Origin of the sequence: Roseixanthobacter pseudopolyaromaticivorans (assembly GCF_043195145.2) — a bacterium.
In the GTDB taxonomy this organism is placed as follows: Bacteria; Pseudomonadota; Alphaproteobacteria; order Rhizobiales; family Xanthobacteraceae; genus NCEH01.
On sequence record NZ_CM195539.1, the window covers coordinates 1,067,786 to 1,089,669 of the forward strand.

20 protein-coding genes are annotated in these 21,884 nt (G+C 65.6%); 14 read left to right on the top strand and 6 right to left on the bottom strand.

The features are described from left to right. Positions 1–12: 12 nt before the first annotated feature. Positions 13–780, bottom strand: a complete 768-nt coding sequence (locus V5F68_RS05215) for a 3-hydroxyacyl-CoA dehydrogenase (protein ID WP_394013578.1) — start codon at positions 778–780, stop codon at positions 13–15. 212 nt (positions 781–992) lie between these two features. Here V5F68_RS05215 and V5F68_RS05220 point away from each other — a divergent pair, with 212 nt between their 5' ends. The 10 genes from V5F68_RS05220 (at position 993) to V5F68_RS05265 (ending at position 11,423) form a co-directional block, all read left to right on the top strand. Next, positions 993–2,033, top strand: coding sequence for an AraC family transcriptional regulator (locus tag V5F68_RS05220; RefSeq protein ID WP_394013579.1), 1,041 nt, complete (start codon positions 993–995; stop codon positions 2,031–2,033). Positions 2,034–2,213: 180 nt separating this feature from the next. Beyond that, a complete protein-coding gene (locus V5F68_RS05225; protein WP_394013580.1) occupies positions 2,214–4,040 on the top strand; it encodes an alkaline phosphatase in 1,827 nt (608 codons plus the stop codon). 215 nt (positions 4,041–4,255) lie between these two features. Beyond that, positions 4,256–4,651 carry a hypothetical protein gene (locus tag V5F68_RS05230; protein WP_394013986.1) on the top strand — a complete coding sequence of 132 codons (396 nt, stop codon included), beginning with the start codon at positions 4,256–4,258 and terminating at the stop codon, positions 4,649–4,651. A 2-nt stretch (positions 4,652–4,653) separates the two neighbouring features. After that, complete coding sequence (locus tag V5F68_RS05235; protein WP_394013581.1) at positions 4,654–5,364, top strand: ABC transporter ATP-binding protein; 711 nt, start codon at positions 4,654–4,656, stop codon at positions 5,362–5,364. Then, positions 5,361–6,608, top strand: coding sequence for an FtsX-like permease family protein (locus V5F68_RS05240; RefSeq protein WP_394013582.1), 1,248 nt, complete (start codon positions 5,361–5,363; stop codon positions 6,606–6,608). The genes V5F68_RS05235 and V5F68_RS05240 overlap by 4 nt, the downstream gene beginning before the upstream one ends. A 131-nt stretch (positions 6,609–6,739) precedes the next feature. Beyond that, the gene (locus tag V5F68_RS05245) at positions 6,740–7,021 is read left to right on the top strand and encodes a con-10 family general stress protein (protein WP_394013583.1); all 282 of its coding nucleotides are present in this window, start codon (positions 6,740–6,742) and stop codon (positions 7,019–7,021) included. A 285-nt stretch (positions 7,022–7,306) separates the two neighbouring features. Then, on the top strand, positions 7,307–8,416 hold the full coding sequence (locus V5F68_RS05250) for an acyl-CoA dehydrogenase family protein (protein ID WP_394013584.1): 1,110 nt from the start codon (positions 7,307–7,309) through the stop codon (positions 8,414–8,416). Beyond that, complete coding sequence (locus tag V5F68_RS05255; protein ID WP_394013585.1) at positions 8,413–9,213, top strand: ABC transporter ATP-binding protein; 801 nt, start codon at positions 8,413–8,415, stop codon at positions 9,211–9,213. Before V5F68_RS05250 ends, V5F68_RS05255 begins: the two co-directional genes overlap by 4 nt. After that, complete coding sequence (locus tag V5F68_RS05260; RefSeq protein ID WP_394013586.1) at positions 9,200–10,390, top strand: ABC transporter substrate-binding protein; 1,191 nt, start codon at positions 9,200–9,202, stop codon at positions 10,388–10,390. Before V5F68_RS05255 ends, V5F68_RS05260 begins: the two co-directional genes overlap by 14 nt. 193 nt (positions 10,391–10,583) lie before the next feature. Then, complete coding sequence (locus V5F68_RS05265; protein ID WP_394013587.1) at positions 10,584–11,423, top strand: ABC transporter permease; 840 nt, start codon at positions 10,584–10,586, stop codon at positions 11,421–11,423. Between the two features lie 87 nt (positions 11,424–11,510). Here V5F68_RS05265 and V5F68_RS05270 read toward each other — a convergent pair whose 3' ends face one another. The 4 genes from V5F68_RS05270 to V5F68_RS05285 are packed head-to-tail and all read right to left on the bottom strand — an operon-like array spanning position 11,511 to position 16,248. Next, positions 11,511–12,947: a class I adenylate-forming enzyme family protein gene (locus tag V5F68_RS05270; RefSeq protein ID WP_394013588.1), complete on the bottom strand. Its 1,437-nt coding sequence runs from the start codon at positions 12,945–12,947 to the stop codon at positions 11,511–11,513. Then, positions 12,944–13,783 (bottom strand): enoyl-CoA hydratase/isomerase family protein, encoded by an 840-nt coding sequence (locus V5F68_RS05275; RefSeq protein ID WP_394013589.1) that lies wholly within the window; start codon positions 13,781–13,783, stop codon positions 12,944–12,946. The genes V5F68_RS05270 and V5F68_RS05275 overlap by 4 nt, the downstream gene beginning before the upstream one ends. A 19-nt stretch (positions 13,784–13,802) precedes the next feature. After that, the gene (locus V5F68_RS05280; RefSeq protein WP_394013590.1) at positions 13,803–15,035 is read right to left on the bottom strand and encodes an MFS transporter; all 1,233 of its coding nucleotides are present in this window, start codon (positions 15,033–15,035) and stop codon (positions 13,803–13,805) included. A gap of 1 nt (position 15,036) precedes the next feature. Then, entirely contained in the window at positions 15,037–16,248 is a 1,212-nt protein-coding gene (locus V5F68_RS05285) for an ABC transporter substrate-binding protein (RefSeq protein ID WP_394013591.1), read from the bottom strand. A gap of 157 nt (positions 16,249–16,405) precedes the next feature. On the opposite strand from V5F68_RS05285, the gene V5F68_RS05290 reads away from it, so the two are divergent. Next, entirely contained in the window at positions 16,406–17,146 is a 741-nt protein-coding gene (locus tag V5F68_RS05290) for a FadR/GntR family transcriptional regulator (protein ID WP_394013592.1), read from the top strand. A gap of 114 nt (positions 17,147–17,260) precedes the next feature. Continuing rightward, a complete protein-coding gene (locus V5F68_RS05295; protein ID WP_394013987.1) occupies positions 17,261–18,220 on the top strand; it encodes an MDR family oxidoreductase in 960 nt (319 codons plus the stop codon). Positions 18,221–18,325: 105 nt separating this feature from the next. On the opposite strand, the gene V5F68_RS05300 is transcribed toward V5F68_RS05295, so the two are convergent. Beyond that, the gene (locus V5F68_RS05300; RefSeq protein ID WP_394013593.1) at positions 18,326–19,036 is read right to left on the bottom strand and encodes a L,D-transpeptidase family protein; all 711 of its coding nucleotides are present in this window, start codon (positions 19,034–19,036) and stop codon (positions 18,326–18,328) included. Positions 19,037–19,704: 668 nt separating this feature from the next. Here V5F68_RS05300 and V5F68_RS05305 point away from each other — a divergent pair. Together V5F68_RS05305 and V5F68_RS05310 are read left to right on the top strand one after the other, a co-directional pair. After that, positions 19,705–20,913: an ABC transporter substrate-binding protein gene (locus V5F68_RS05305; RefSeq protein ID WP_394013594.1), complete on the top strand. Its 1,209-nt coding sequence runs from the start codon at positions 19,705–19,707 to the stop codon at positions 20,911–20,913. A 67-nt stretch (positions 20,914–20,980) separates the two neighbouring features. Beyond that, positions 20,981–21,880: a branched-chain amino acid ABC transporter permease gene (locus V5F68_RS05310; RefSeq protein WP_348846032.1), complete on the top strand. Its 900-nt coding sequence runs from the start codon at positions 20,981–20,983 to the stop codon at positions 21,878–21,880. Positions 21,881–21,884 lie beyond the last annotated feature (4 nt).

Below are 21,884 nucleotides of genomic sequence, written 5' to 3' on the forward strand. Positions count from 1 at the left end.
TTTCGTGCTCCCTCAGCGCGGAGGCATCCGCAAGGCGCCGTCCAGGCGAATGACTTCGCCGTTCAGCATGGTGTTTTCGCAAATGTGCTGGACCAGGGCCGCATATTCCGGCGGCCGGCCGAGGCGGGAGGGGAAGGGCACGCTCTTGCCAAGCGCATCCTGGATCTCCTGCGACATCCCCGCCATCATCGGCGTCTCGAAAATGCCCGGTGCGATGGTCACGACCCGGATACCGATCCGCGCCAGTTCACGGGCGACGGGCAGGGTGAGGCCGATCACGCCGGCCTTGGAGGCGGCGTAGGCTGCCTGGCCGATCTGCCCGTCATAGGCGGCGATGGAGGCGGTGTTGACGATCACGCCGCGCTCGCCATCGGCCTGCGGCGCTTCCTTGGCGATAGCATCCGCCGCGAGGCGGATCATGTTGAACGTGCCGATGAGGTTGATGTTCACCGCGCGGGCGAAGCTCTCCAGGCGGTGCGGACCCTCGCGGCCCACCACCTTCTCGCCCGGCGCGATGCCGGCGCAGTTCACGAGGCCGTGGAGATGGCCGAACGCCTCCAGCGCGAGCGCTACCGCCGCCTGTCCGTCGGCCTCCTGGGTCACGTCGGTGCGGGCGAAGCGGGCGCTTTCGCCCAGCTCCTGCGCCACCGCCTCGCCCCCCGCGGCATTGATATCGGCGATGACAACCTTCGCCCCGGCAGCGACCAGATGGCGCGCCACGGCGGCACCGAGGCCGGAGCCGGCGCCGGTGACGAGAAAGACTTTGTCCTTGATCTGCATGGTTCAGCTTCCGCCCGGCTGCGCGCCTGTTGACTGAAAACGCAGGGGAAACCGGCGCCCACATCCGCGCAGAGGCGAAGTCGGTTGCTCCGTGGCTTTCTCCCTGCGCCGCGTTCTTGTTGTCCTGCACGGCGTTTCAACGGTGCGACTTAACGCCGGGATGATATGGCAATCCATGCCCAGCTGCGCATAAAATGATGATCGGTTTTGCAATGAGGGTGCCTGTGCCGGCGGCGGTTTCCCAGAATGACGCGGGCCGGCGCATGATTTCGCCGGGCTTTGTGGAGGACGCGCTGGCGTGCGTGCGCGCCCGCGGTCTCGACGCCGGCTCATTGCTCGCCACCGCCGGGCTGCCGAGCGCTGTGCGCGAGCCGGTCTCCGCCGAGCAATATGGTGTGCTCTGGCGCGAGATCGCGCTGGCGCTTGACGACGAGTTCCTCACCCTCGGCCTGCGCCCCATGCGGCCGGGCAGTTTCACCTTGCTCTGCCAATGCGTGCTCCATTGCGTCAGCCTTGAGCAGGCCTTGCGGCGGGCGCTGCGCTTCCTCAACGTGATGCTGGAGGAACCCGCGGGAGAATTGACCGTGACCGATGGGGTCGCGGAGATCGTCCTGCGCGAGCGGGGGCCGGCGCGCACGGCCTTTGCCTATCGCACCTATTGGATCATCCTCCACGGCATCGCCTGTTGGCTGGTGGGGCGGCGGATTTCCTTGAGGCTGGTGGATTTTCGCTGCGGCGAGCCGGACCGGGGCGCGGAATACCGTCAGTTTTTCGGCGCACCGGTTTCGTTCGGCCAAAGCGTCAGCCGGCTCGCCTTCGACGCGGAATTCCTGCGCCTGCCGGTGATCCGCCAGGAGAAGGCTCTGAAGGAATTTCTCCAGCGCGCGCCGGCCAATATCCTGGTGCGCTATCGCCACGATGCGGGTCTGACCGCCGGGGTGCGCCGCCGCCTGCGCGATGTCGCCCCCGTTCAATGGCCGCGCTTCGAGGACTTGGCCCGGCAGATGCGGCTGCCGTCCTCCACCCTGCGCCGCCGCCTGCGGGAGGAGGGGCAGAGCTATCAATCCATCAAGGACGAGATCCGCCGCGATCGCGCCATGGCGCTGCTTGCCGAAGGGTCACGCCCGGTGGCGGAGATCGCCGAGGCCCTGGGCTTTGCTGAGCCGAGTGCGTTTCACCGCGCCTTCCGCAAATGGGCGGCAATGAGCCCGGCGGCTTTCCGCAGAAGTCGGTCCGTCGCCGCTGGTCCCTGATCTTCCAGTATAATTTCCATTGCTATGGGCTGACGAAGAGACCGAGCAAGTCTTCACCCCACCTTCATCTGGGTGACATGCTGCGGCGTCAATAATCCCCCGCCGACATCGGCATCGGAATTTTGCGCATGATACCAAGTATCATTTTTGCGCACCCAAACGGCGGGGACGACCCATCACATGAAACCGAATTGGCTCGCAATTCTTGCAGTGGCGATCGCTCCGAGCGTCGCCCTGCTGCCCGCCGCCGCCTGGGCGCAGAGCGGCGAAACCCGTTACAAGGACGTCGGCAAGGACAATGCGCAGATCTATCCCATTGATCGCGCGGCGCTGCTCTCCGGCAGCGTGTTCGACTTCAAGGTCGAACTGCCGATGGTAACCAAGCTCGAGGACGTGAAGATCCTCGTGAATGGCGAGGATTATAAGAGCGCGTTCGGCAAGGCGCCGACCTTCATCGAGAAGGAAAACGGCGACGGCCCGTCCTCGGTCGTCATCAAGGGCGCGTCGCTGAAGACCCCCGGCGTCTATAAGGTCGAGGCCTCTGTCGGCGATTTCCGCGAGAGCGTCACCTGGGAGGTGTTCGGCACCCCCGCCACCGCCAAGGCGAAGAACGTCATCTTCCTGCTGGGCGACGGCATGGCCGTTTCCATGCGCACCGCGGCGCGGATCATGTCGCTCGGTAACACCCAGGGCAAGGCCAACGGCAAGCTGAACATGGACCATCTGCCGGCCATGGCCTTCATCGGCACCTCGTCCACCGATTCCATCGCCGCCGACAGCGCCAATACCATGTCGGCCTTCATGACCGGCCAGAAGAGCGCCGTGAATGCGCTCGGCGTCTATGCGAGCCGCGCCAAGGGCTCGCTCGATCAGCCGCGCCAGGAAACCATCGCTGAGGTGATCCGCCGCAAGGCGCCCGGCAAGGTGATCGGCGTCGTTTCCAATGCCGAGATCGAGGATGCCACCCCGGCCGCCGTCGTCTCCCACACCCGTCGCCGCGCCGACAAGGCCGAGATCGTCGGCATGTTCTTCGACGTGAAGCCGGAAGTGATCCTGGGCGGCGGCTCGGCCTATTTCCTGCCGAAGACGACGCCGGGTTCCAAGCGCAAGGACGATATCGACTATATCGCCAAGTTCCGCGACGCCGGCTACGGCTTCGCCTCCACCAAGGGCGAACTGGCGGCAGCCGCCGCGGGCAACAATTCCGGCAAGCTGTTGGGCCTGTTCCATACCGGCAACATGGACGGCACGCTGGACCAGAAGTTCCTCAAGAAGGGCACCGTGGACAAGTTCCCCAACCAGCCCGACGTGCCGGACATGATGGTCGCCGCGCTGGACATCCTCTCCAAGAATCCCGAGGGCTTCTTCCTCATGGTGGAAGGCGCCGAGATCGACAAGAACGAGCACCCGCTCGATTGGGAGCGCGCCGTGTTCGAGACCATCACCTTCGACAAGGCGGTGGGGATCGCGATGGAGTTCGCCAAGACCCATCCCGACACGCTGATCGTCGTGACCGCCGACCACACCCACGGCGCTTCGCTGATCGGCACCATCGACGACGACAAGCCGGGCACCGAGATGCGCGAGAAGGTCGGCACCTATCGCGACGCCGGCTTCCCCAATTATGAAGACAAGGACGGGGACGGCTATCCCGACCGGATCGACGTGTCTCGCCGCCTCGCCATCTTCGCCAACAATTTCCCGGACTATTACGAGACCTTCCGTCCCAAGCTCGACGGCCAGAACGTGCCGGCGGTGAAGAACGAGAAGGGCGAGTATGTCGCCAACGAAGCCTATAAGAATGTGCCCGGCGCCGTGTTGCGCATCGGCAATATTCCCAAGAGCGAAGACACCGCCGTGCACGCGGTGGACGACGTGGTGCTTCAGGCGCAGGGGCCGGGCTCGGAAAACATCCATGGCTACATGGAGAATACCGAGATCTTCCGCGTGATCGCGGAGGCCATGGCGCTCGGCGAAGCGCAGCAGCGCGCCGACGCCGCCAAATAAGCGTGCAGATAAAACAGGCAGACCGGTGAACGCGGCGCTATCGCCGTTCGGGCCGGGGCCGGGAGGGATCGCCCCTTCCGGCCTTCGGCATCGCAGGACGTAGTGGCATGACCAAGCTCATTTCGCCCCCATCGCTCGCCCGGCGCCGCCTGCTGCGCGTACTGGCAGGGGTCGTGGGTTGTGCGGTGCCATGGGGCGGCGCTCTCACCGGCGCGATGCTCAGTGGCGCGATGGCGCAGGCCGGCGAGGTTCTGGATTTCGATGAGCTTTATGCGAAGGTCACGGTGCTGGGCCTGGAATTTTCCGAAAAAGTGAAGCAGGCCAAGGGCAAGGCGATGACCGTGCGAGGCTACATGGCGCCGCCGCTGAAAGCCGAGGCGAAATTCTTCGTCCTCACCAAGATCCCCATGTCCATCTGCCCCTTCTGTTCGTCGGATTCCGACTGGCCGGACGATATCGTCGTCGTGTATCTGCGGGACCGGCAGACGTTCGTTCAATATAACGCGCCGATCGAGGTTTCCGGCACGCTGGACGTCGGGTCCTGGATCGATCCCGAAACCGGATTCGTCAGCCAGTTGCGCCTCAACGACGCGCGCTTCCGGCCGGTCTGACGATGCCGGACCTTTCGCTGGAGGCGGTCCGCGTCTCCTTTCCCGGCCTTGCGGCGCCCGCGCTGGATATCCCGGCCCTGCATGTGGCCGCCGGCACGCGCGTTGCGGTGACTGGGCCGTCGGGCGCTGGCAAGACCACGCTGATCAACCTCATGGTGGGCCTCACGCGCCCCGACAGCGGCCGCATCTCGTGGGGCGAGATCGATCTGGCTACCCTGAGCGAGGGCCGCCGCGACCGCTTCCGTGCCGCCCATGTTGGCCTCGTGATGCAGAATTTCCATTTATTTCCGGGCCTCAGCGCGCTGGAAAACGTGCTGCTGCCGGCGCGGTTCTGGCGCCTGCGGCTCGACCCGGCGCTGAAGACGCGTGCGCTCGCCTTATTGGAGCGGGTGGGCGTGCGGCGGCCGCGGCAGAAGGTGGAGACGCTCTCGCGGGGCGAGATGCAGCGCGTGGCGGTGGCGCGGGCGGCGCTCATGAGCCCCGACGTGCTGGTGGCGGATGAACCCACGGCCAGCCTCGATGCGGAAGCGGGAGATGCGGTCGCGGGGCTGCTCTGCGAACTCGCGCAGGAGCAGAACGCGACCTTGATCGTGGTGACGCACGATGCCCGTCTGGTGGCGCGCATGGCGCGGCATCTCACCTTGGTGGAAGGCTGCATCGTCGCCGACGTGGCGATCGTTCCCGGCGATGGTCGCTCGGAGGCGGCGGCATGATCCCGCTCGGCTTCATCCTCGCCGACCTGCGACGTTTATGGCTCGGCGCGGTCGCCATCGTATTGCTGATCGCGCTCGCGACCGCTTTGGGCATCGCCGTGCAATTGCAGGAGCGCGCACTGCGCCTCGGTTCGGCGCGGGCTGCCGACCGGTTCGATCTCGTGGTCGGCGCGGCGGGCAGCGAGACGCAGCTGGTTCTGTCTTCGGTGTTCCTCCAGGCCGCGCCGCTGCCGCTGATGGACGGAAGCGTGCTGAGGGCGCTCGCCGAGGACCCGCGCGTCGCCTATGCCGCCCCGGTCGGGTTCGGCGACAGTTTCGAGGGCCTGCCGATCGTCGGCACCATTGCCGCTTTCGCCCTGGAAGCCGGCGGTGGTGCTCTGGCCGAAGGGCAGGTTTTCGATGCACTGGACGAAGCGGTGGTCGGCGCTCTTGTGCCGCTGCGCCTCGGCGGCATCGTGAAGCCGATGCACGGCCTGCCGGGGGAGGGTGGGCATACCCATTCGGAAATCGCCTATCACGTGGTCGGCCGGATGGCACCGACGGGCACGCCCTGGGATCGCGCGATCCTCGTTCCGATCGAAGCGGTGTGGCGCCTGCACGGCCTGGGGGACGCGCATGCCTGGCCACGCCGCGTGGAAGGAGAAGCTGAGCACGCCCATGGCCTTGAGGGCGGTTCCGATCATCTCGGTTCACCTTGGCCGCAGGCGACGCCCGGGGTGCCGGCGGTGATCGTGAAGGCGCGGACCATCGCCGATGCCTATCGGCTGCGCGCGCAATATCGCAAGCCGCCCACGCTCGCCGTCTTCCCCGCCGAAGTGCTGGTGCGGCTCTACGGAACCCTCGGAGACGCACGCCTGCTGCTCGGCGGCATCGCGCTCGGCGCGCAGGCGCTGGTGATCGTCGCGGTGATGCTCGTCAGTGCGGTCCATCTTGCCCAGCGGCGTGGGCAGATCGCAGCGTTGCGGGCACTTGGGGCGCCGCGCCGAGCTATTTTTACCCTGGTCTGGAGCGAGGTGATGGCGCTGGTGGGAGTGGGCGCGATGCTTGGAATGGGCCTGGGTTTCCTCGCCGCGAGGATGGTGGCGGCCCAGCTCACGCGCCAGAGCGGAATCGTCCTGCCGGTCGAGTTTGCAGCCGACGATCTGGGCTTTGTCGCCATGATGCTGGTGGTCGCGGCTCTGGCGGCTTTGGTGCCGGCGGTGATGGCCTATCGCCAGCCTGCAACCCTTGGACTTTCGGCCTGAAGCACGGCTGTCGCGGCGCCGGACCGAGGCAGGTGCTTCCGGGCCAGGGTGAATTTTAGCCGGAACACGGGGCCGGGGAGGGCGTTAAAAACCCAGGGGGCTGAAAATTGGCATAGAAACAGGAGAGAACCATGGCCAACGATATGCGTGGCGGTTCGGGAAACTTCGCCAATGATCCTCAGAAGGCTTCGGAAGCGGGCAAGAAGGGCGGGCAGACCAGTCCCGGCAACTTCGCCAACAACCCGCAGCGTGCGGCCGAAGCGGGACAGAAGGGCGGCGAGCACCGCCAGCAGAGCCAGTCCGGCGGCGGTTCGGACGGTCGCCAGCAGCAGGGCGATCATCACCGCAGCGGCAATTTCGCGGATGATCCCCAGCGCGCCTCGGAGGCGGGCCGCAAAGGCGGCCAGCGCTGACCGATCCCTTAAGACAGCATGCGAGGCCCGCCCCTTCTGGGGTGGGCCTTGTGCATTTTCAGTAGCGAATTCCATGGCTTATCAGGAAAAGTTAAGGTTTTATTAAAACAATTTATACTCGTGAAATATACATCAATCCAGTCATCTTGCGTGATACTGGCTTCCGTCTTATCCCTGTCATGACGCCCGTCCCAATTCCCCAGGGTGATCCGGAGCTTCGCAGGCTGCTCCGGATCCGGCAGGATGGAGCGCGGACAGGTTGAACGAAGCGGGAAGACGTCTCCCATGTCACACGGTACAGGCGCGCGGGCGGGCGCTCTTTTCCCCTGGTTGGATGAAGTAGCTGAGGACCTGGATACCGGGTATGCGGACAAGGCGGCGCTGCTTCCCGCGCTCGCCGCGTCCGGCGTGTTCGGCACCGGCGTGCCGGATGATCTGGGCGGGGCGGGTGGATCCGTGGTGGATGGCGTGCGCGCGGTCGCCGAGGTTTCGGCTCGTTCGCTCGCCGCGGGCTTTGTGCTGTGGGGACACCGCACTTATATCGAATATTTGCTGCAGAGCCCCAACGCGGCCTTGCGTGAGCGGCTGATCGGCCCGCTGCTGGCGGGCCAGGTGGCCGGCGCCACGGGCCTCTCCAATGCCATGAAATTCCTCGCCGGCCTGGAGGGCCTCCAGGTGAACGGCCGCGTGGCCGGGTCCGGATTTTCGCTCGACGGCAAACTGCCCTGGGTTACCAATCTGCGGCCCGAGGGATTTCATGTGGCCGCTGCCGTTGCGTCCGACGACGGCGGTGCGCCGTTCGTTGCCACCCTCGCGTCGGATGCCCAGGGCCTGGTGCGCTCCGCCGATCTTGAACTGATCGCGCTGCGCGGCACCAATACCGCGGCGGTGGCGCTGACGAACGTCGCCATTACCGAGGGTGACATTCTTCACCCCGACGCCCGCGCCTGGCTGCCGCAGGTGCGCCCGGCTTTCCTCGGGCTGCAGATCGGCATGTCCATCGGCCTTGCCCGGCGGGCGCTGACCGAGGCCGCTGGCCATATCGCCGATGCCGGGCGCCATGTGCTGAGCGGACCCATCGCCGAGCTTTCGGGCGCCATCGATGCGCAGGAAAATGCCCTGTTCGCAGGGCTTGCCAGCGGCGCCTTCGCCGAGAAGGCGGCACCGCTCTTCAAGATCCGCATCGCCCTCGCGGAACTGGCGGATGCCGCCATTGGGTTGGAGCTGCAGGCTTCCGGCGGGCGCGCCTATCTTGCCGGGCCGGGCCGCGATTTCGCCCGCCGCTGGCGTGAATCCGCCTTCCTGCCGGTCATCACGCCGAGCCTCGTGCAGCTCAAGGCAGCGCTTGCCGACCATGCGGCGAAGGCTTCGGCTGGGAGCGGGCAGGCGGCATGAGCAATCCCGCGCCGGTCCTCGAGGCATACGGCATCGCGCTGCGCTATCCCGGCGCCGCGCAGAATGTGCTGTCGGGCTTCGATCTTTCGCTCGCGCCGGGCGAGGTGGTGACCATCCTCGGCCCGAGCGGGGTCGGCAAATCCAGCCTGCTGCGTGTGCTCGGCGGGCTCCAGGTGCCCACCTCCGGCACCGTCCTGATGGACGAGGCGCCGCTGCGCGGCGTGCATCCGCGCGTCGCCGTGGCGTTCCAGGACCCGAGCCTGCTGCCTTGGCTGACGCTCGAGAAGAACGTCGCCTTCGGGCTCGATTTCAAGCACCAGCCGCAATTGTCCCGGGCCGAGAGGGAGGCGCGGGTGGACGACGCCATTGCCGAAGTGGGGCTCTCCCATGCCCGCCGCCAGCATCCCGCCGCGCTCTCGGGCGGCATGGCGCAGCGTGCGGCGCTCGCCCGCTGCCTCGCCCGCAAGCCCAAGGTGCTGCTGCTCGACGAGCCATTCGGCGCGCTCGACGAAGTGACCCGCGCGGAGATGCAGATCCTGCTGCGCAAGGTGGTGGTCGACACCGGCACTGCCGCTATCCTCATTACCCACGACATCGACGAAGCTTTGCTGCTCTCGGACCGCATCGTGCTGCTCGGCGGCGCGCCGGCGCGGCAGATCGGCCAATGGACGCTGTCCCTGCCGTTCCCCCGCGATGATGCGGTAGAGGAACTCGGCACCTTGCGCATCGAAATCCTCACGACTCTTCGCAATGCGGTTCGCCGCCAGCACACGGACGTCAGCCATGCCCACGCATGATTTCTTCTCCCGTCGCGACATCATGAAGCTCTCGGCGCTGCTCACGGCCTCGGGCGCGCTGCCGCTTCTGAACGCCTATCAGGCGCGCGCCCAGGAAGCGGACGCCCCCGTGCGCATTGGCTATCTGCCGATCACGGATGCCACCCCGCTGCTGGTGGCCCACGCGAACGGCTATTTCGAAGCCGAGGGCGTCAAGGCGGAAAAGCCGGTGCTGCTGCGCTCCTGGGCGCAGATCGTGGAGGCCTTCATCTCCGGCCAGGTGAACGTGGTGCACCTGCTCTCGCCCATCACGGTGTGGGCGCGCTTCGGCTCCAAGGCGCCGGCCAAGGTGGTCGCATGGAACCACATGGCCGGCTCCGGCCTCACGGTGCTGCCCGAGATCAATTCGGTGAAGGATCTCGGCGGCAAGACGGTGGCCATCCCGTTCTGGTATTCGATCCACAACGTGGTCCTCCAGGCGCTGCTGAAGGAAAATGGCCTGACGCCGGTGACCAAGCGCACTGGCGCGCCCGAGGCCAATGAGGTGAATCTCGTCATCATGGCGCCGTCCGACATGGTGCCGGCACTCGCCACCAAGCAGGTCGCCGGCTACATCGTCGCCGAGCCGTTCAACGCGGCGGCCGAGGTGCAGGGCATCGGCAAGGTGTTGCGGTTCACCGGCGATGTTTGGAAGGACCATGCGTGCTGCGTCGTGTTCATGCATGAGCGCGACCTGAACGAGCGGCCCGAATGGTCGCAGAAGGTGGTGAACGCCATGGTGAAGGCGCAGGTTTGGACCCGCGAGCACCGCGCGGAGACCGCCTTCCTGCTTTCCAAAGATGGGCCGAACAAATATACCCCGCACACCCAGGCTGTGCTGAACAAGGTGCTGGCCCCCGCGCCGGGCGACGAAGCGGCCTATATCGCCTCAGGCGCCATCCGCCACCCGGAATGGCGAGAGAACCGCATCGATTTCCAGCCCTATCCTTATGCTAGCTACACCGAGGAACTGGTGCGCCGCTTGAAGGGCACGCTGATCGAGGGCGACCATGCCTTCCTCGACACGCTGGACCCGGCCTTCGCGGCCAAGGATCTGGTGGACGACCGGTTCGTGAAGAAGGCGGTTCTGGCATCTGGCGGGCTGAAGACCTTCGGCGTGCCGGACAGCTTCGAGCGGCAGGAAACGATCGTGGTGTGAGGCAGGACGGGCGCGCCGCTTTCCGCTTTTCGGGCACGCTCTTCTGCTTTCCTCCGTCGGCTGCGGACCCTGCCGCTCCGCACACGCCTCCTGCGTCCTCTTCCGCTTGCGGGGCAGAGGGCGAGGGGAAATCGGCGCTCCCGCCGAACGGAAGCTTCACGGCAAAGACTTGTTCCTTGAGTAGACTTCGCCCATGACGAGCCACCCTGAGATTTCCCCCTCCGCTCTTCCGGCGCCGGTCACGGCGCAGGCGGCGCGCGTGCGGGCGAAGGGCGTTGGCTCGTTCGCCGCGCGCCTGTCGCTCGGTCTTGGCGGGCTGGCGCTGGTGTTCGTCTTGTGGTGGATCGGCACGGACGTGTTGGCGCAGAAGGGCTCTTTTCTCGCCCGCTTCTCGCCGCTCACCGCCGTGCCGGCGCTGTTCGATCTGCTGCTGCATTCCGATCTGCCGTTGCATGTGATGATGAGCCTGCAGCGCATCTTCATCGGCCTCGCCTTCGCGCTCCTGATCGGCGTACCGCTGGGCCTCGCGGTCGGCAGCTTCCAGGTGATGGAGGCGGCGACCAGCCCGGCCTTTCAATTCCTGCGCATGATCTCGCCGCTGTCATGGATGCCGATCGCCGTGATGGTGTTCGGGGTGGGCGACAAGCCAATCTATTTCCTGCTCACCTTCGCCGCGGTCTGGCCGATCCTGCTGAACACGGCGGCCGGCGTGCGGGCACTCGATCCCCGTTGGCTTCAGCTCTCCCGCAGCCTTGCGGCGACGCCGCTGGAGACCTTGTGGCGCGTGGTGGTGCCGGGCGTGCTCGGCCATGTGCTGACGGGCGTGCGGCTCGCCATCGGCATCTTGTGGATCGTGCTGGTGCCCTGCGAGATGCTCGGTGTGTCGGCGGGGCTCGGCTATTTCATTCTCGATACGCGCGACCGCCTCGCTTATTCCGAACTGATGGCTACCGTGCTGCTCATCGGCATTCTTGGCTTCGCGCTGGACAGCTTGGCGCGCGCCCTCTACCGCGTATGGGCACCGGAGGGCTAGCTCCGCAAACAGAGCAGGATCGTCATGCGACGAGCCGGCCCGTTCACCGTGCCGGTGGTGCGCTGGCCGAAGAGCGCCAGCAGCATCTTAGCTTTTGCCTCCTCCCGGTACGCCAGCGTTAGGCGTGGCCTCGGCGAGGAGCTTTATGCCACCACGCCACGCCTTGCCCGTGGGGCCGGTCGGCAGGGCATCCACCAGATGAATGGTGTCCGGCACCTTGAAGCGCTCGATGCGCTCGGCGCACCATGCCTTCAGCGCCTGCCCCTCCAGGGCGGATCCAGCTCTCGGCACCACGGCGGCGTGTACCGCCTCGCCGAGGCGCGGGTCCGGCACGCCGGCGCACAGGGCATGGGCGACATCCGGGTGCTGGAGCAGCATCAGTTCAATTTCGGCGGGCGCGATCTTGTTGCCGCCGCGCGAAATGATTTCCTTGATTCGCCCGACAATCTCCACGAAGCCGTCGCTGCGCAGACGCGCGAGGTCGCCCGTGCGGAAATGGCCGTCGCGGAAGGAGTCCTGTGTGAGCGTGGGATTGTCCAGATAGCCGAGCATTCCAAATGGCGTGCGGATAGAGAGTTCGCCGGAGGCGTCCGGCTCAACCTCTTCGCCCGCCGCATCGAGAATGCGGTAGGTGACGCCTTCCGTGGGCCGGCCAACGGAATTCGCGCCGCCCATCCGATCGGACGGCAGCAGGCAGAAATCGCACGAGCCTGTTTCCGTCAGGCCGTACAAATCGAAGACGTCCGTCTGCGGCAGATGGAGATCGAGCTGAGCGGACAGCAGGGGCCCGAGCGCCTCGCCGCCGGTGAGGATGGCGCGCAGGCCGGGCGCGACGACGGTTCCATCGCCGAACATCGCGCGCAGCATGGAAGGCACGCCAGCGAACACCGTGCCGGAGGGCAGCGCTTCGCGCATGCCCTGCGGGGTGAATTTGGTGACCAGCCGCAGCCTGGCGCCCCGGCTGACGGACAGCAGGCCCACCCACACGCCGAAGATGAAGATGAGCTGGAGCGGCAGGATCACCTCGTCGTCCGGGCCGATCTCCAGCAGCCGCGCAAGCACGTCGAGCTTCGCCGCCAGGCCATCATGGCCGACCACCACGCCCTTGGGGCGCCCGGTGGAGCCGGAGGTGAAGATAATGAGCGCCGCTTTCTCCAGCAGCGGGCGGGGCGGCGGCGGCGCATCAGCGACGCGGATCAGCTCCGCACCATCCAGCAGGAACCGGGCGCCGGTCTGGCTGCGGACCTCGGCGCGGGTGGCTTCCGCGGCGGCGGCATGGATCGGAACCACCACGCCTCCGGCGCGCCAGACGCCGAAGAGGGCGGCAAGGTCGGCCGGCCGGTTGGCGACCGAGACCAAAATGGGTTCGCGGGGGTCAATTCCGGCGGCACCGAGCCGCGCGGCCACCGCATCGGCGGCGGAGGCCAGCGCCGCCCCATCGGCAAATCCGGGGTTCGCGTCGCCGACCACACGCGCGGTCGCCGCAGCGGGCTGCTCGAGGAGATGGGCGAGAGCTCCAGTCATGACGATGCCTTCGGAAAGCGCGCATCGCGCCAGGTCAGGGCTGCCTTTAATCCCTCCCGCCGGGCGATGTCCATGAATGCGATCTTGTCTGGCGAGCCGGCGCCCTCGATGGCCAAGTCGATGGCGAGCGCGCTTTCCAGGGCATCGAGCATGCCTTGTCGCTCCAGGGCGAGATTAAGCGCGCGCTTCGTGTCCTTCACCAGACCCGGCTCAATGGCGCCCATGTGGCGCCCGATCCTCAGGGCCTCCTCATCCAGCGCATCGGCGGCGACCAGCCGGTTTACCATTCCAATTTCGACCGCGCGCCTTGCCGACACCCTGTCCTCTCCCATGAGGATAATCTCTTTGGCGATCTTGGGGCCGACGATCCAGGGCAGCAGCATCACCACGATGCCGGCGCCGAACTTCAGTTCCGGCTCGCCGAAGAAGGCATCTTCGGTGGCGATGGTCATGTCGCAAGCGAGCGCCAATTCGCAGGCCCCCGCGAGGCATGGCCCACGCACCGCCGCAATCGTCGGCTTCGGGCAGTGCCAGAACCGCATGACCGTATCGAAATCGTTGCGCAGCAGCGGGCGCCACTGCGTGACGCCCGTTGGCTGTGCTTCCATCTGAGCCTTCAGGTCGAAGCCGGAGGAGAAAGCGGTTCCGGCACCGCGCACGATCACCGCGCGCACCGCCGCGTCGGCCTCGGCCATGTCCATGGCGATGTTGATCTCGTCGAGCATGTCCTGGTCGAGGGCGTTGGTGCGTGCCGGCCGGTTGAGGGTCAGGCGGGCCACGCCGTCCAGGACTTCGTAAATGATCTTGCCGAACGCGGCGGCTTTCGTGGCTTTCATTTTTCTCCTCGCGAAGTGGTCAACGGCGCCCGCCGGCCATGGCGGCCGCCTCCGGCCGTTGCCGCAGGCGCATCATGGCGAGCACGCCGAGAAAGGGGCCGACAGCCAGCAGGCAAAAGGCGTAGCGCCACCCCAGGAAGTCCACCGCATAGGGTAGCAGGTGAATACTCGCCAGGGTGACGAGAAAGCCCACGCAGGTCTGTACCGTGAGCATCGTGCCGACCAGCGTGCGGTCCGACAGTTCCGTTACGGCGGCGGAGAATTGCGCGGAATCGGAGATCACGCTCACCCCCCACACGAGAGCTACGGGCAGCAGCAGCCAAGGCGAGCCGCCATACAGGAAGCCGATGCCGGCGGCGCAAAGGCCGCTCACCGCCATGGATACGGCGGTCACCAGCGTACGGCCCAGCCGATCGGCGGCATAGCCGCCAAACAAGGCGCCGGCCGCGCCGATGCCGACCACCGAGAAGGTGGCGATGCGCGGGTCGAACGGCGGGCGCTCGCCATAACGAGCGGCAAAGCTCGCGGCCATGAACGCCCCGATCCAGGCCCACATGGCGTAGAGCTCCCACATATGGCCGAAATAGCCGAAGTTCGCGAGGCGCAGCGCCGGCCGGCGAAACCCGTCCAGGGCATTTGCAAGTCGCAGCGGCGGCGCCTTCGCATGGTTGGGGCCGACCTGCGCGAAGCGGATCAGCAGCGCCGCCAGCAGTGCGCTCGCCGCCGCACCCGCCACGGGGGCGCGCCAGTCGAGACCGCCGATGGCGGCCATGGCATGGGGCGAGGCAGAGCCGAGGGTGAGCGCGGCCACGAGCATACCGATCAGCAGCCCGAGATCCCCCTTCGCCCATGTGGCGGCGAGCTTCATGCCCACCGGATAGACCCCTGCCATGCACATGCCCGTTATGAACCGCAGTACGGCCACCATGGGGTCGGTGGGTTCGCACAGCAGGATGGCCCCATTGGCCAGAGCCGCCGCCAACGCGGACAGGGAGAACAGCGTGCGCAGATCGGCCCGGTCGGCGAGCGAGAGCAGCGCGCTGACCAGGGTTCCCGCCACGAAGCCTGCCTGCACCGAACTGGTGAGGAGCGCTTCCTGGAACGGCGAGAGCGGCCAATGCGCCCGGATCGCCCCGAGCGAGGCCGTCGTGGCAAACCAGGTGGCCATGGCGGCCACCTCGGCGACGACCAGGATCGCCAGGGAGCGCGCCTTGCCGGCTGTCAGGGACACGGTCGGCAGCGGCGCGCTCACCTCATTGGGCCTTCTTCAGCATCGGGCACAGGTCCGGTGACATGGGGCGGAATGCTTCGTCTCCGGGAATGGTGGCGACGAGCTTGAGATAATCGTATGGCCCTTTGGATTCGGCCGGCGATTTCACCTGCCAGAGATACATGTCATGGATGGTGCGCCCGTCCGCGCGGATCTTGCCCTTGCCGAACAGCGGATCATCGGTGGGCAATTCCTTCATCTTGGCGACAACCGCGGCGCCGTCCCGCGCCTTGGTCTTGTCCATGGCGGCGATCGCCTTCATCCAGTGCAGCGTCGAGGCATAGGTTCCAGCCTGGTTCATGGTGGGCATGCGGCCGCTGTTGCGGGCTCCGAAGGCCTTGCCGAAGGCGCGGGTGCCGTCGTTCATGTCCCAGTAGAAGGCGTTGGTCAGCATCAGTCCTTGCGCGGTCTGGAGGCCGAGCGAATGCACGTCGGACAGGAAGATGAGCAGGCTGACGAGCTTCTGTTTCTGCGAGAGGCCAAATTCGGCCGACTGCTTCACCGAATTGATGGTGTCGCCGCCGGAATTAGCCAGCGCCACCACCTTCGCCCCGCTGGACTGCGCCTGGACGATGAAAGAGGAGAAATCTGCGCTCTGGAACGGCGCCAGCACATGGCCCAGCACCTTGCCGCCATTGGCCGCGACCACCTCGCTTGCGTCACGTTCCAGCGCATGGCCGAAGGCATAATCGGCCGTGAGGAAGAACCAAGTGTCGCCGCCCTGCTTGATCATGGCGCGGGCGGTGCCGTTGGCGAGCGCCCAGGTGTCGTAGGTCCAGTGCACTGTATTCGGGGTGCAAGCCTTGCCGGTCAGATCGGACGTGCCGGCGCTGGCGACGAGGAGGACCTTGTTCTTGTCGCGCGAGATATCGGCGACAGCGAGGGCCACCGAGGAGGTCGGCAGATCGACCACCGCGTCGACTTTTTCCGTGTCGTACCAGCGTCGCACGATGGAGGAGCCGACGTCAGGCTTGTTCTGGTGATCGGCGGAGATGACTTCGACCTTGAAGCCATGGGTCTCGGGCTTAAAATCCTCCACCGCCATCTGCGCGGCGGTCACGGAGCCGGGGCCGGCGATGTCGGAATAGAGGCTCGATTGATCGTTCAGCACACCGATGCGGAACACGGGAAGGTCCGCCGCATGGGCGGCGGCCAAGCCCGAAATCAAGACGGCGGCGACAAGTGGGGCGCGCATATCCCTGTCTCCCTGTGGTTTCCTGCCGGGCGTCTGACGGCCACGGTCACCCGAAACCAGAATGCCGAACCTGCTATTTGTCAAACAAATATTTAAAGTTGATTTGGGACTGCGCTTCTGACACCAAGGGACAGGACAGCTGCCAGTGAACAGGGACATGAACGGAACCTACGGCCAGATCATCACGTCCAGCGCCGCGAGCCAGATTGCCGACCAGATCCAGCAGGCGATCATGGATGGCCGCTTGAAGGTGGACGACCGCCTGCCCACTGAAGAGGAGCTGGCCGCGCAATACGGCGTGTCCCGTCCCACCGTGCGGGAGGCATTGAAGCGGCTGGCCGCGCGCCATCTCATTCGCTCGCGCCGCGGGCCCACGGGGGGCACCTTCATCACCGGCCCCTCGCCCGAGGAGCTTGCCCACAGCCTGGGCACTTCCGTGACCCTGCTGGTGGCCACCGACGGCGTGACGCTGGACGAAATGGCCACAGCGCGGCTGGAGATGGAGGCCGTCTGCTGTCGCCTTGCCGCCCAGGGCCGCACGGAAGCGCACCTTGCCGGGCTGCGGGAGGAAATCGCCCTGCAATGGGACAAGACCATTTCCGACCAGGACTTTTGCGCCTCCGACGTGCGGTTTCACCGCCTAATCGTGGACGCGGCGGGCAACGCGCTGCTGCGCTTTCTCATGAATGCCCTGGTGGAAGCGCTCATGCCCGTGAGCAACATGATCATCGTTCGGGTGCGTGATCGCATGGAGATCGTGGCCCATCACGAGCGCATGCTCGCCGCCCTTGAAGCGCGCGATGGGAATGGCGCGGTGGCGGCCCTGGAAGGGCTCGTGCATTACATTCGTGACCAATATGCCAAGGCAGCGGAGGCGCGCGCCGCCCATCGCCGCTGAGGCAGAGTTTCCGCGTGCCGACGGGACGCTCTGGGCGAACCCGTGCCGGGGCCCGATGGCGCCGCAACAGCCAATGAAGGAGGAGATGACGTGAGCGAGACGTTTCGCGCGATCATGGCGAGGAAGACCGAAGGCGGGCAAGCCATCGCCATCGAGGCCATCACCGAGGGCGACCTGCCCGAGGCCGATGTGACGGTCGATGTCGAGTATTCTTCCTTTAATTATAAGGACGGCCTTGCGCTCAAGGGGCTCAGCCGCATTCTGCGCACCCTGCCCATGGTGCCCGGCATCGACTTTGCCGGCACCGTACGCGCCAGCGCCAGCCCTCGTTTCGCGGTGGGCGACAAGGTGGTTCTCACCGGCTGGGGTGTGGGCGAGACCTGGTCCGGCGGGTTCGCCGAGCGCGCCCGCGTCAAGAGCGAATGGCTCGTGAAACTACCGCAGGGCCTTTCCACCCGCCAGGCCATGGCCATCGGCACCGCCGGCCTCACGGGCATGCTGTGCGTGGATGCCTTGGAGCGCTACGGCATCACCGCGGGCGGCGATGTGCTGGTGACGGGAGCGGCCGGCGGGGTGGGCAGTGTCGCCGTGCGCCTGCTCTCCCGCCTCGGCTATCGCGTCTATGCGCTCACCGGCCGGCGCAGCGAGGAGGAATTCCTGAAGTCGCTCGGGGCCGTGGAGATCGTCGACCGCGAAGCCTATCAGGCAGCGGGCAAACCCCTGCAAGCCGAGAAGTGGCATGGGGCGGTGGACACCGTGGGCGGCACGCTGCTCGCAAACGTGCTGGCGTCCACCCGTTATGGCGGTGCTGTGGCCGCCTGCGGGCTGGCCGGCGGGACCGACCTTCCCACCTCGGTATTCCCGTTCATCCTGCGCAATGTGGCTCTGCTGGGGGTCGATTCGGTCAATTGCCCGACCGATCGCCGCACCGCCGCCTGGACTCGCATTGCCGATCTGCTGAACGAAGAGGATTTCGCCCGCATGACGCAGGAGGTTCGGCTTGAGGACCTGCCGAACGTGGCGGATGCGATCCTCAAGGGCCAGATCCGCGGCCGCACGGTGGTTGCCCTCTGAGGGGCATGGCCTGAAAAACCCTTGCGTATCAACCTCCGCGGCACAGGCCGCCGCGGAGGCCAGCATCGAAATTTCAGCCGCCCAACGCGGGCTGGAAGCGGCCGTTTATGCCGGCAGAACGACCACTTTCGTTTTGACGGGCGTGCGGTCGTACAGCTCGATCATGTCCTGGCTGAGCAAGCCGACGCAGCCGCTCGTCACACCTGAGCCGATCGATTCCGGGTCGCTTGTGGCATAGATCGTGTAGAGCGTGTAGGTGCCGTTCTGATAGAGATGAAGAGTGCGGGCGCCGAGCGGGTTGTCGAGCCCACCGGGCATGCCGTTGGCCCATTTGGCCGCCTCCGGCTGGCGCTTGATCATTTCCTTGGGCGGCGTCCAGGTGGCCCATTCGCTCTTGCGTCCGACATAGGCATCGCCGCTCCACAGGAAGCCAGCGCGGCCGACATTGGCGCCATAGCGCGTCGCCTTGCCATCCTCCTCAACGCGATAAACGTAGTAATTGCTGGGATCTACGACGATGGTGCCGACGGCTTCCTTAGTCTCGTAGGGAATGGTCTTGCGGAAATATTTCGGGTTGACCTTGTTGACATCGACCGCAGGGATCGGGAACTTCTCGGTCGGCACCGGCCCATAGACCTTCTGCGCCTCAGCAAGGCTCATGTAGTCCGTTGTCGAGCAACCGGCCAGCGCTAGCGCGCCGAAACTGGCGGCCGAACCCGCGAGAAACGACCGGCGGTTGAGAAGTCCCGCCCGGCGTCCGAACCGAGCGATCTCATCCATCTTGCCGGCATCGACATTATGCCCGTCCATCATCATGGTTTTGGACTTCCTCTGTCCTGTTGCCCAAGGGAATGCTGCAGCACCCACGCGCTGGGCCTCTTTCCGGGCGGACATTGCCGTCCTCCGGCCCGACTGGCAAGCTTGATTGAACGAGGGCGCATCATGCCGCGCGCGGATTAAGGCTTTGTGGCAGGGTCCGAGGCCCAACAGGGGCGGCGCATGCGGGCCTCAGTTCGATGCTTCATCGGATCAGCCCACTTGGGTCGGCTCGTCACCTTCCGCATGGGGCGGTGGAGGCCGAGGCGGCTCATTCGTAGGGCCTAATCTAGCTCGAGCTCGGCAAGGCGGAATATTCCCAAATACACGCGAACGGGCCGGCGGCTTCAGCCAAGTCTATGGAGACGCTGGAAGGTTTGATCACGCGCTTGTTGTGATTTTCAACGTTACGTAACGTAATGTACGGGTGAGATCGGCGGATGCTTTTCCAGCCGAAACCTACACTGCACTGCAACAATACGGCTTCAAGCCATCCCACCTCTCAGCTTTGTCATGACTCTGCGATTGCCTCGCTCAGCAGCCTGACATTACCTTATAGTTGCACTGGCCTATTCAAGCCGGTTGCTCTAAACGATTGAAGTGGGACGGTCGAATTCACCATCCACGATAATATGTGCCGCAAAAAGCGGCATTTTGGGGAGTGAGACATGCGATTGAGCAGACTAATGACCGCAGCCGCGGTCAGCATCGCCATGGCTGGAACTGCACTGGCGGCGGACCCCATCAAGATCGGGCTCACAGGACCGTTCACTGGTGGCTCCTCCTCCATGGGCGTCAGTATGCGCGACGGCGTGAAGCTGGCGGTGGCGGAAATCAACAAGGCCGGCGGCGTGCTCGGACGGCAGCTTGTGGTCGTCGAGCGCGACGACGAAGCCAAGAACGAAGTCAGCGTCCAGATCGCCCAGGAACTGATCAATAAAGAAGAAGTCATCGCCACGCTTGGCTTCATCAATACCGGTGTCGCCCTGGCTTCTCAGCGCTTTTATCAGGAAGCTGAAATTCCGGTGCTGAACAATGTTGCCACCGGCACGCTCATCACCCAGCAGTTTATCCCGCCGAAGGACAAAAATAACTACGTCTTCCGCACCGCTGCCAACGACATCATCCAGAGCGCGATGATCGCCAGCGAGGCGGTCAAGCGGCAAGGCTTCAAGAAGCCGGCGATCCTCGCCGACAGCACGAATTACGGTCAGCTGGGTCGGCAGGATCTGGAAAAGGCTCTTGGTGCGCTGGGTGTTAAGCCTGTCGCGGAAGAGAAGTTCAACATCGGCGACACCGACATGACCGCGCAGCTTCTGCGCGCCAAGGAAGCCGGCGCCGACGTGATCCTCACCTATGCCATCGGTCCCGAGCTGGCTCAGATCGCCAATGGCATGGCCAAGCTCGGCTGGAAGGTGCCGATGATTGGCTCCTGGACCCTGTCCATGGCCAGCTTCATCGATACGGCCGGCGCGAACGGCGAGGGCGCGATGATGCCCCAGACCTTCATCCAGACCCCCGACACGCCGAAGCGCAAGGCCTTCATCGACGCTTACCAGGCCGCCTACAAGGTGGATCGCATTCCCTCGCCGGTTTCCGCCGCCCAGGGCTACGATTCGGTCTATCTGCTGGCCGCCGCCATCACCCAGGCGGGCTCCACGGACGGCAAAAAGGTCCGCGAGGCGCTGGAAAACCTGAAGACGAAGGTCGAGGGCGTCGTCACGGTCTATGACAAGCCCTTCAGCGCCACGGATCACGAGGCGATCACCCCCAACATCCCGGTGTTCGGCGTGGTCAAGGGTGGCCGCGTCGTTGTCGCGCATCCCGAAGACATCGCCGGCGACAAGGCGGTCCGGGTCAAGCCCGCCACCAACTGAGCCGTCGATCCGGAACATACCCCCTCGCGAGCACGCGAGGGGGCTCCTCAATGCTTCGGGAAGACCCATGAACATCCTATCGCAGCTCATTGTCAGCGGAATATCCGTCGGCATGATCTACGGCGTGATCGCCTTTAGCTATCAGCTTACGTTCGCGACCTCGAAGACCCTGAATTTCGGCCAGGGAGAGGCGCTCATGCTGGGGGCTCTGGTCGGGCTCACGACGATCAACTTCCTGATCGGTCAGGCCATCGGCACGGGCTTTGCCTATCTGCTGATGCTGCCCGTCGTGTTCGTGTTCGGCCTGTGCCAGGGCGTCGTGGTCGAGTGGCTCGGCGTGCGCCGTGCGGTCCAGGCGAAGTCCGAAGCCGGCTGGATCATGGCGACCATCGCGCTCGGCATCATCTTCCGCAATCTGGCGGAGAACATCTGGGGCCGCGATGCGCTGCGGTTTCCCTCGCCTCTGCCCGAGGCGGCGATCACCATCGGGCCCGTGCGCATCCAGCCCATGGAAATCGCCATCGTGCTTGGTGCGCTGGCCGTGATGCTTGCCGTGGAGATCTTCAACCGCCGCTCGATCTTCGGCAAGGCGGTGGTTGCCACCTCCAATGACAAGGACGCCGCCGACCTGATGGGCATCAATACCAACCGGGTCATCACTTTCTCCTATGCTCTTTCCTCCATGACGGCGGCGCTGGCCGGCGTGCTGATCGCCCCGGTTACACTCACCGGCGCCACCATGGGCGCGGTGCTGGGCCTGAAGGCGTTCGCAGTGGCCATCATCGGTGGGCTGTCGAGCGGCATGGGCGTTATCGTCGGTGGGCTGATCCTCGGGATCACCGAAACACTGACCGGCTTCTATATTTCCACCGGCTACAAGGATGTTCCGGGCCTCGTGCTCCTTCTGCTGGTGCTGTCGCTGAAGCCCTCGGGCCTGTTCGGCCGCGCGACGATCAAGAAGGTCTGAGCCG

Bases quoted from the DNA above. Each gene is read 5' to 3' on its own strand.
- V5F68_RS05215 (WP_394013578.1), bottom strand. From the start codon at position 780: ATGCAGATCAAGGACAAAGTCTTTCTCGTCACCGGCGCCGGCTCCGGC.
- V5F68_RS05220 (WP_394013579.1), top strand. From the start codon at position 993: ATGAGGGTGCCTGTGCCGGCGGCGGTTTCCCAGAATGACGCGGGCCGG.
- V5F68_RS05225 (WP_394013580.1), top strand. From the start codon at position 2,214: ATGAAACCGAATTGGCTCGCAATTCTTGCAGTGGCGATCGCTCCGAGC.
- V5F68_RS05230 (WP_394013986.1), top strand. From the start codon at position 4,256: ATGCTCAGTGGCGCGATGGCGCAGGCCGGCGAGGTTCTGGATTTCGAT.
- V5F68_RS05235 (WP_394013581.1), top strand. From the start codon at position 4,654: ATGCCGGACCTTTCGCTGGAGGCGGTCCGCGTCTCCTTTCCCGGCCTT.
- V5F68_RS05240 (WP_394013582.1), top strand. From the start codon at position 5,361: ATGATCCCGCTCGGCTTCATCCTCGCCGACCTGCGACGTTTATGGCTC.
- V5F68_RS05245 (WP_394013583.1), top strand. From the start codon at position 6,740: ATGGCCAACGATATGCGTGGCGGTTCGGGAAACTTCGCCAATGATCCT.
- V5F68_RS05250 (WP_394013584.1), top strand. From the start codon at position 7,307: ATGTCACACGGTACAGGCGCGCGGGCGGGCGCTCTTTTCCCCTGGTTG.
- V5F68_RS05255 (WP_394013585.1), top strand. From the start codon at position 8,413: ATGAGCAATCCCGCGCCGGTCCTCGAGGCATACGGCATCGCGCTGCGC.
- V5F68_RS05260 (WP_394013586.1), top strand. From the start codon at position 9,200: ATGCCCACGCATGATTTCTTCTCCCGTCGCGACATCATGAAGCTCTCG.
- V5F68_RS05265 (WP_394013587.1), top strand. From the start codon at position 10,584: ATGACGAGCCACCCTGAGATTTCCCCCTCCGCTCTTCCGGCGCCGGTC.
- V5F68_RS05270 (WP_394013588.1), bottom strand. From the start codon at position 12,947: ATGACTGGAGCTCTCGCCCATCTCCTCGAGCAGCCCGCTGCGGCGACC.
- V5F68_RS05275 (WP_394013589.1), bottom strand. From the start codon at position 13,783: ATGAAAGCCACGAAAGCCGCCGCGTTCGGCAAGATCATTTACGAAGTC.
- V5F68_RS05285 (WP_394013591.1), bottom strand. From the start codon at position 16,248: ATGCGCGCCCCACTTGTCGCCGCCGTCTTGATTTCGGGCTTGGCCGCC.
- V5F68_RS05290 (WP_394013592.1), top strand. From the start codon at position 16,406: ATGAACGGAACCTACGGCCAGATCATCACGTCCAGCGCCGCGAGCCAG.
- V5F68_RS05295 (WP_394013987.1), top strand. From the start codon at position 17,261: ATGGCGAGGAAGACCGAAGGCGGGCAAGCCATCGCCATCGAGGCCATC.
- V5F68_RS05300 (WP_394013593.1), bottom strand. From the start codon at position 19,036: ATGATGATGGACGGGCATAATGTCGATGCCGGCAAGATGGATGAGATC.
- V5F68_RS05305 (WP_394013594.1), top strand. From the start codon at position 19,705: ATGCGATTGAGCAGACTAATGACCGCAGCCGCGGTCAGCATCGCCATG.
- V5F68_RS05310 (WP_348846032.1), top strand. From the start codon at position 20,981: ATGAACATCCTATCGCAGCTCATTGTCAGCGGAATATCCGTCGGCATG.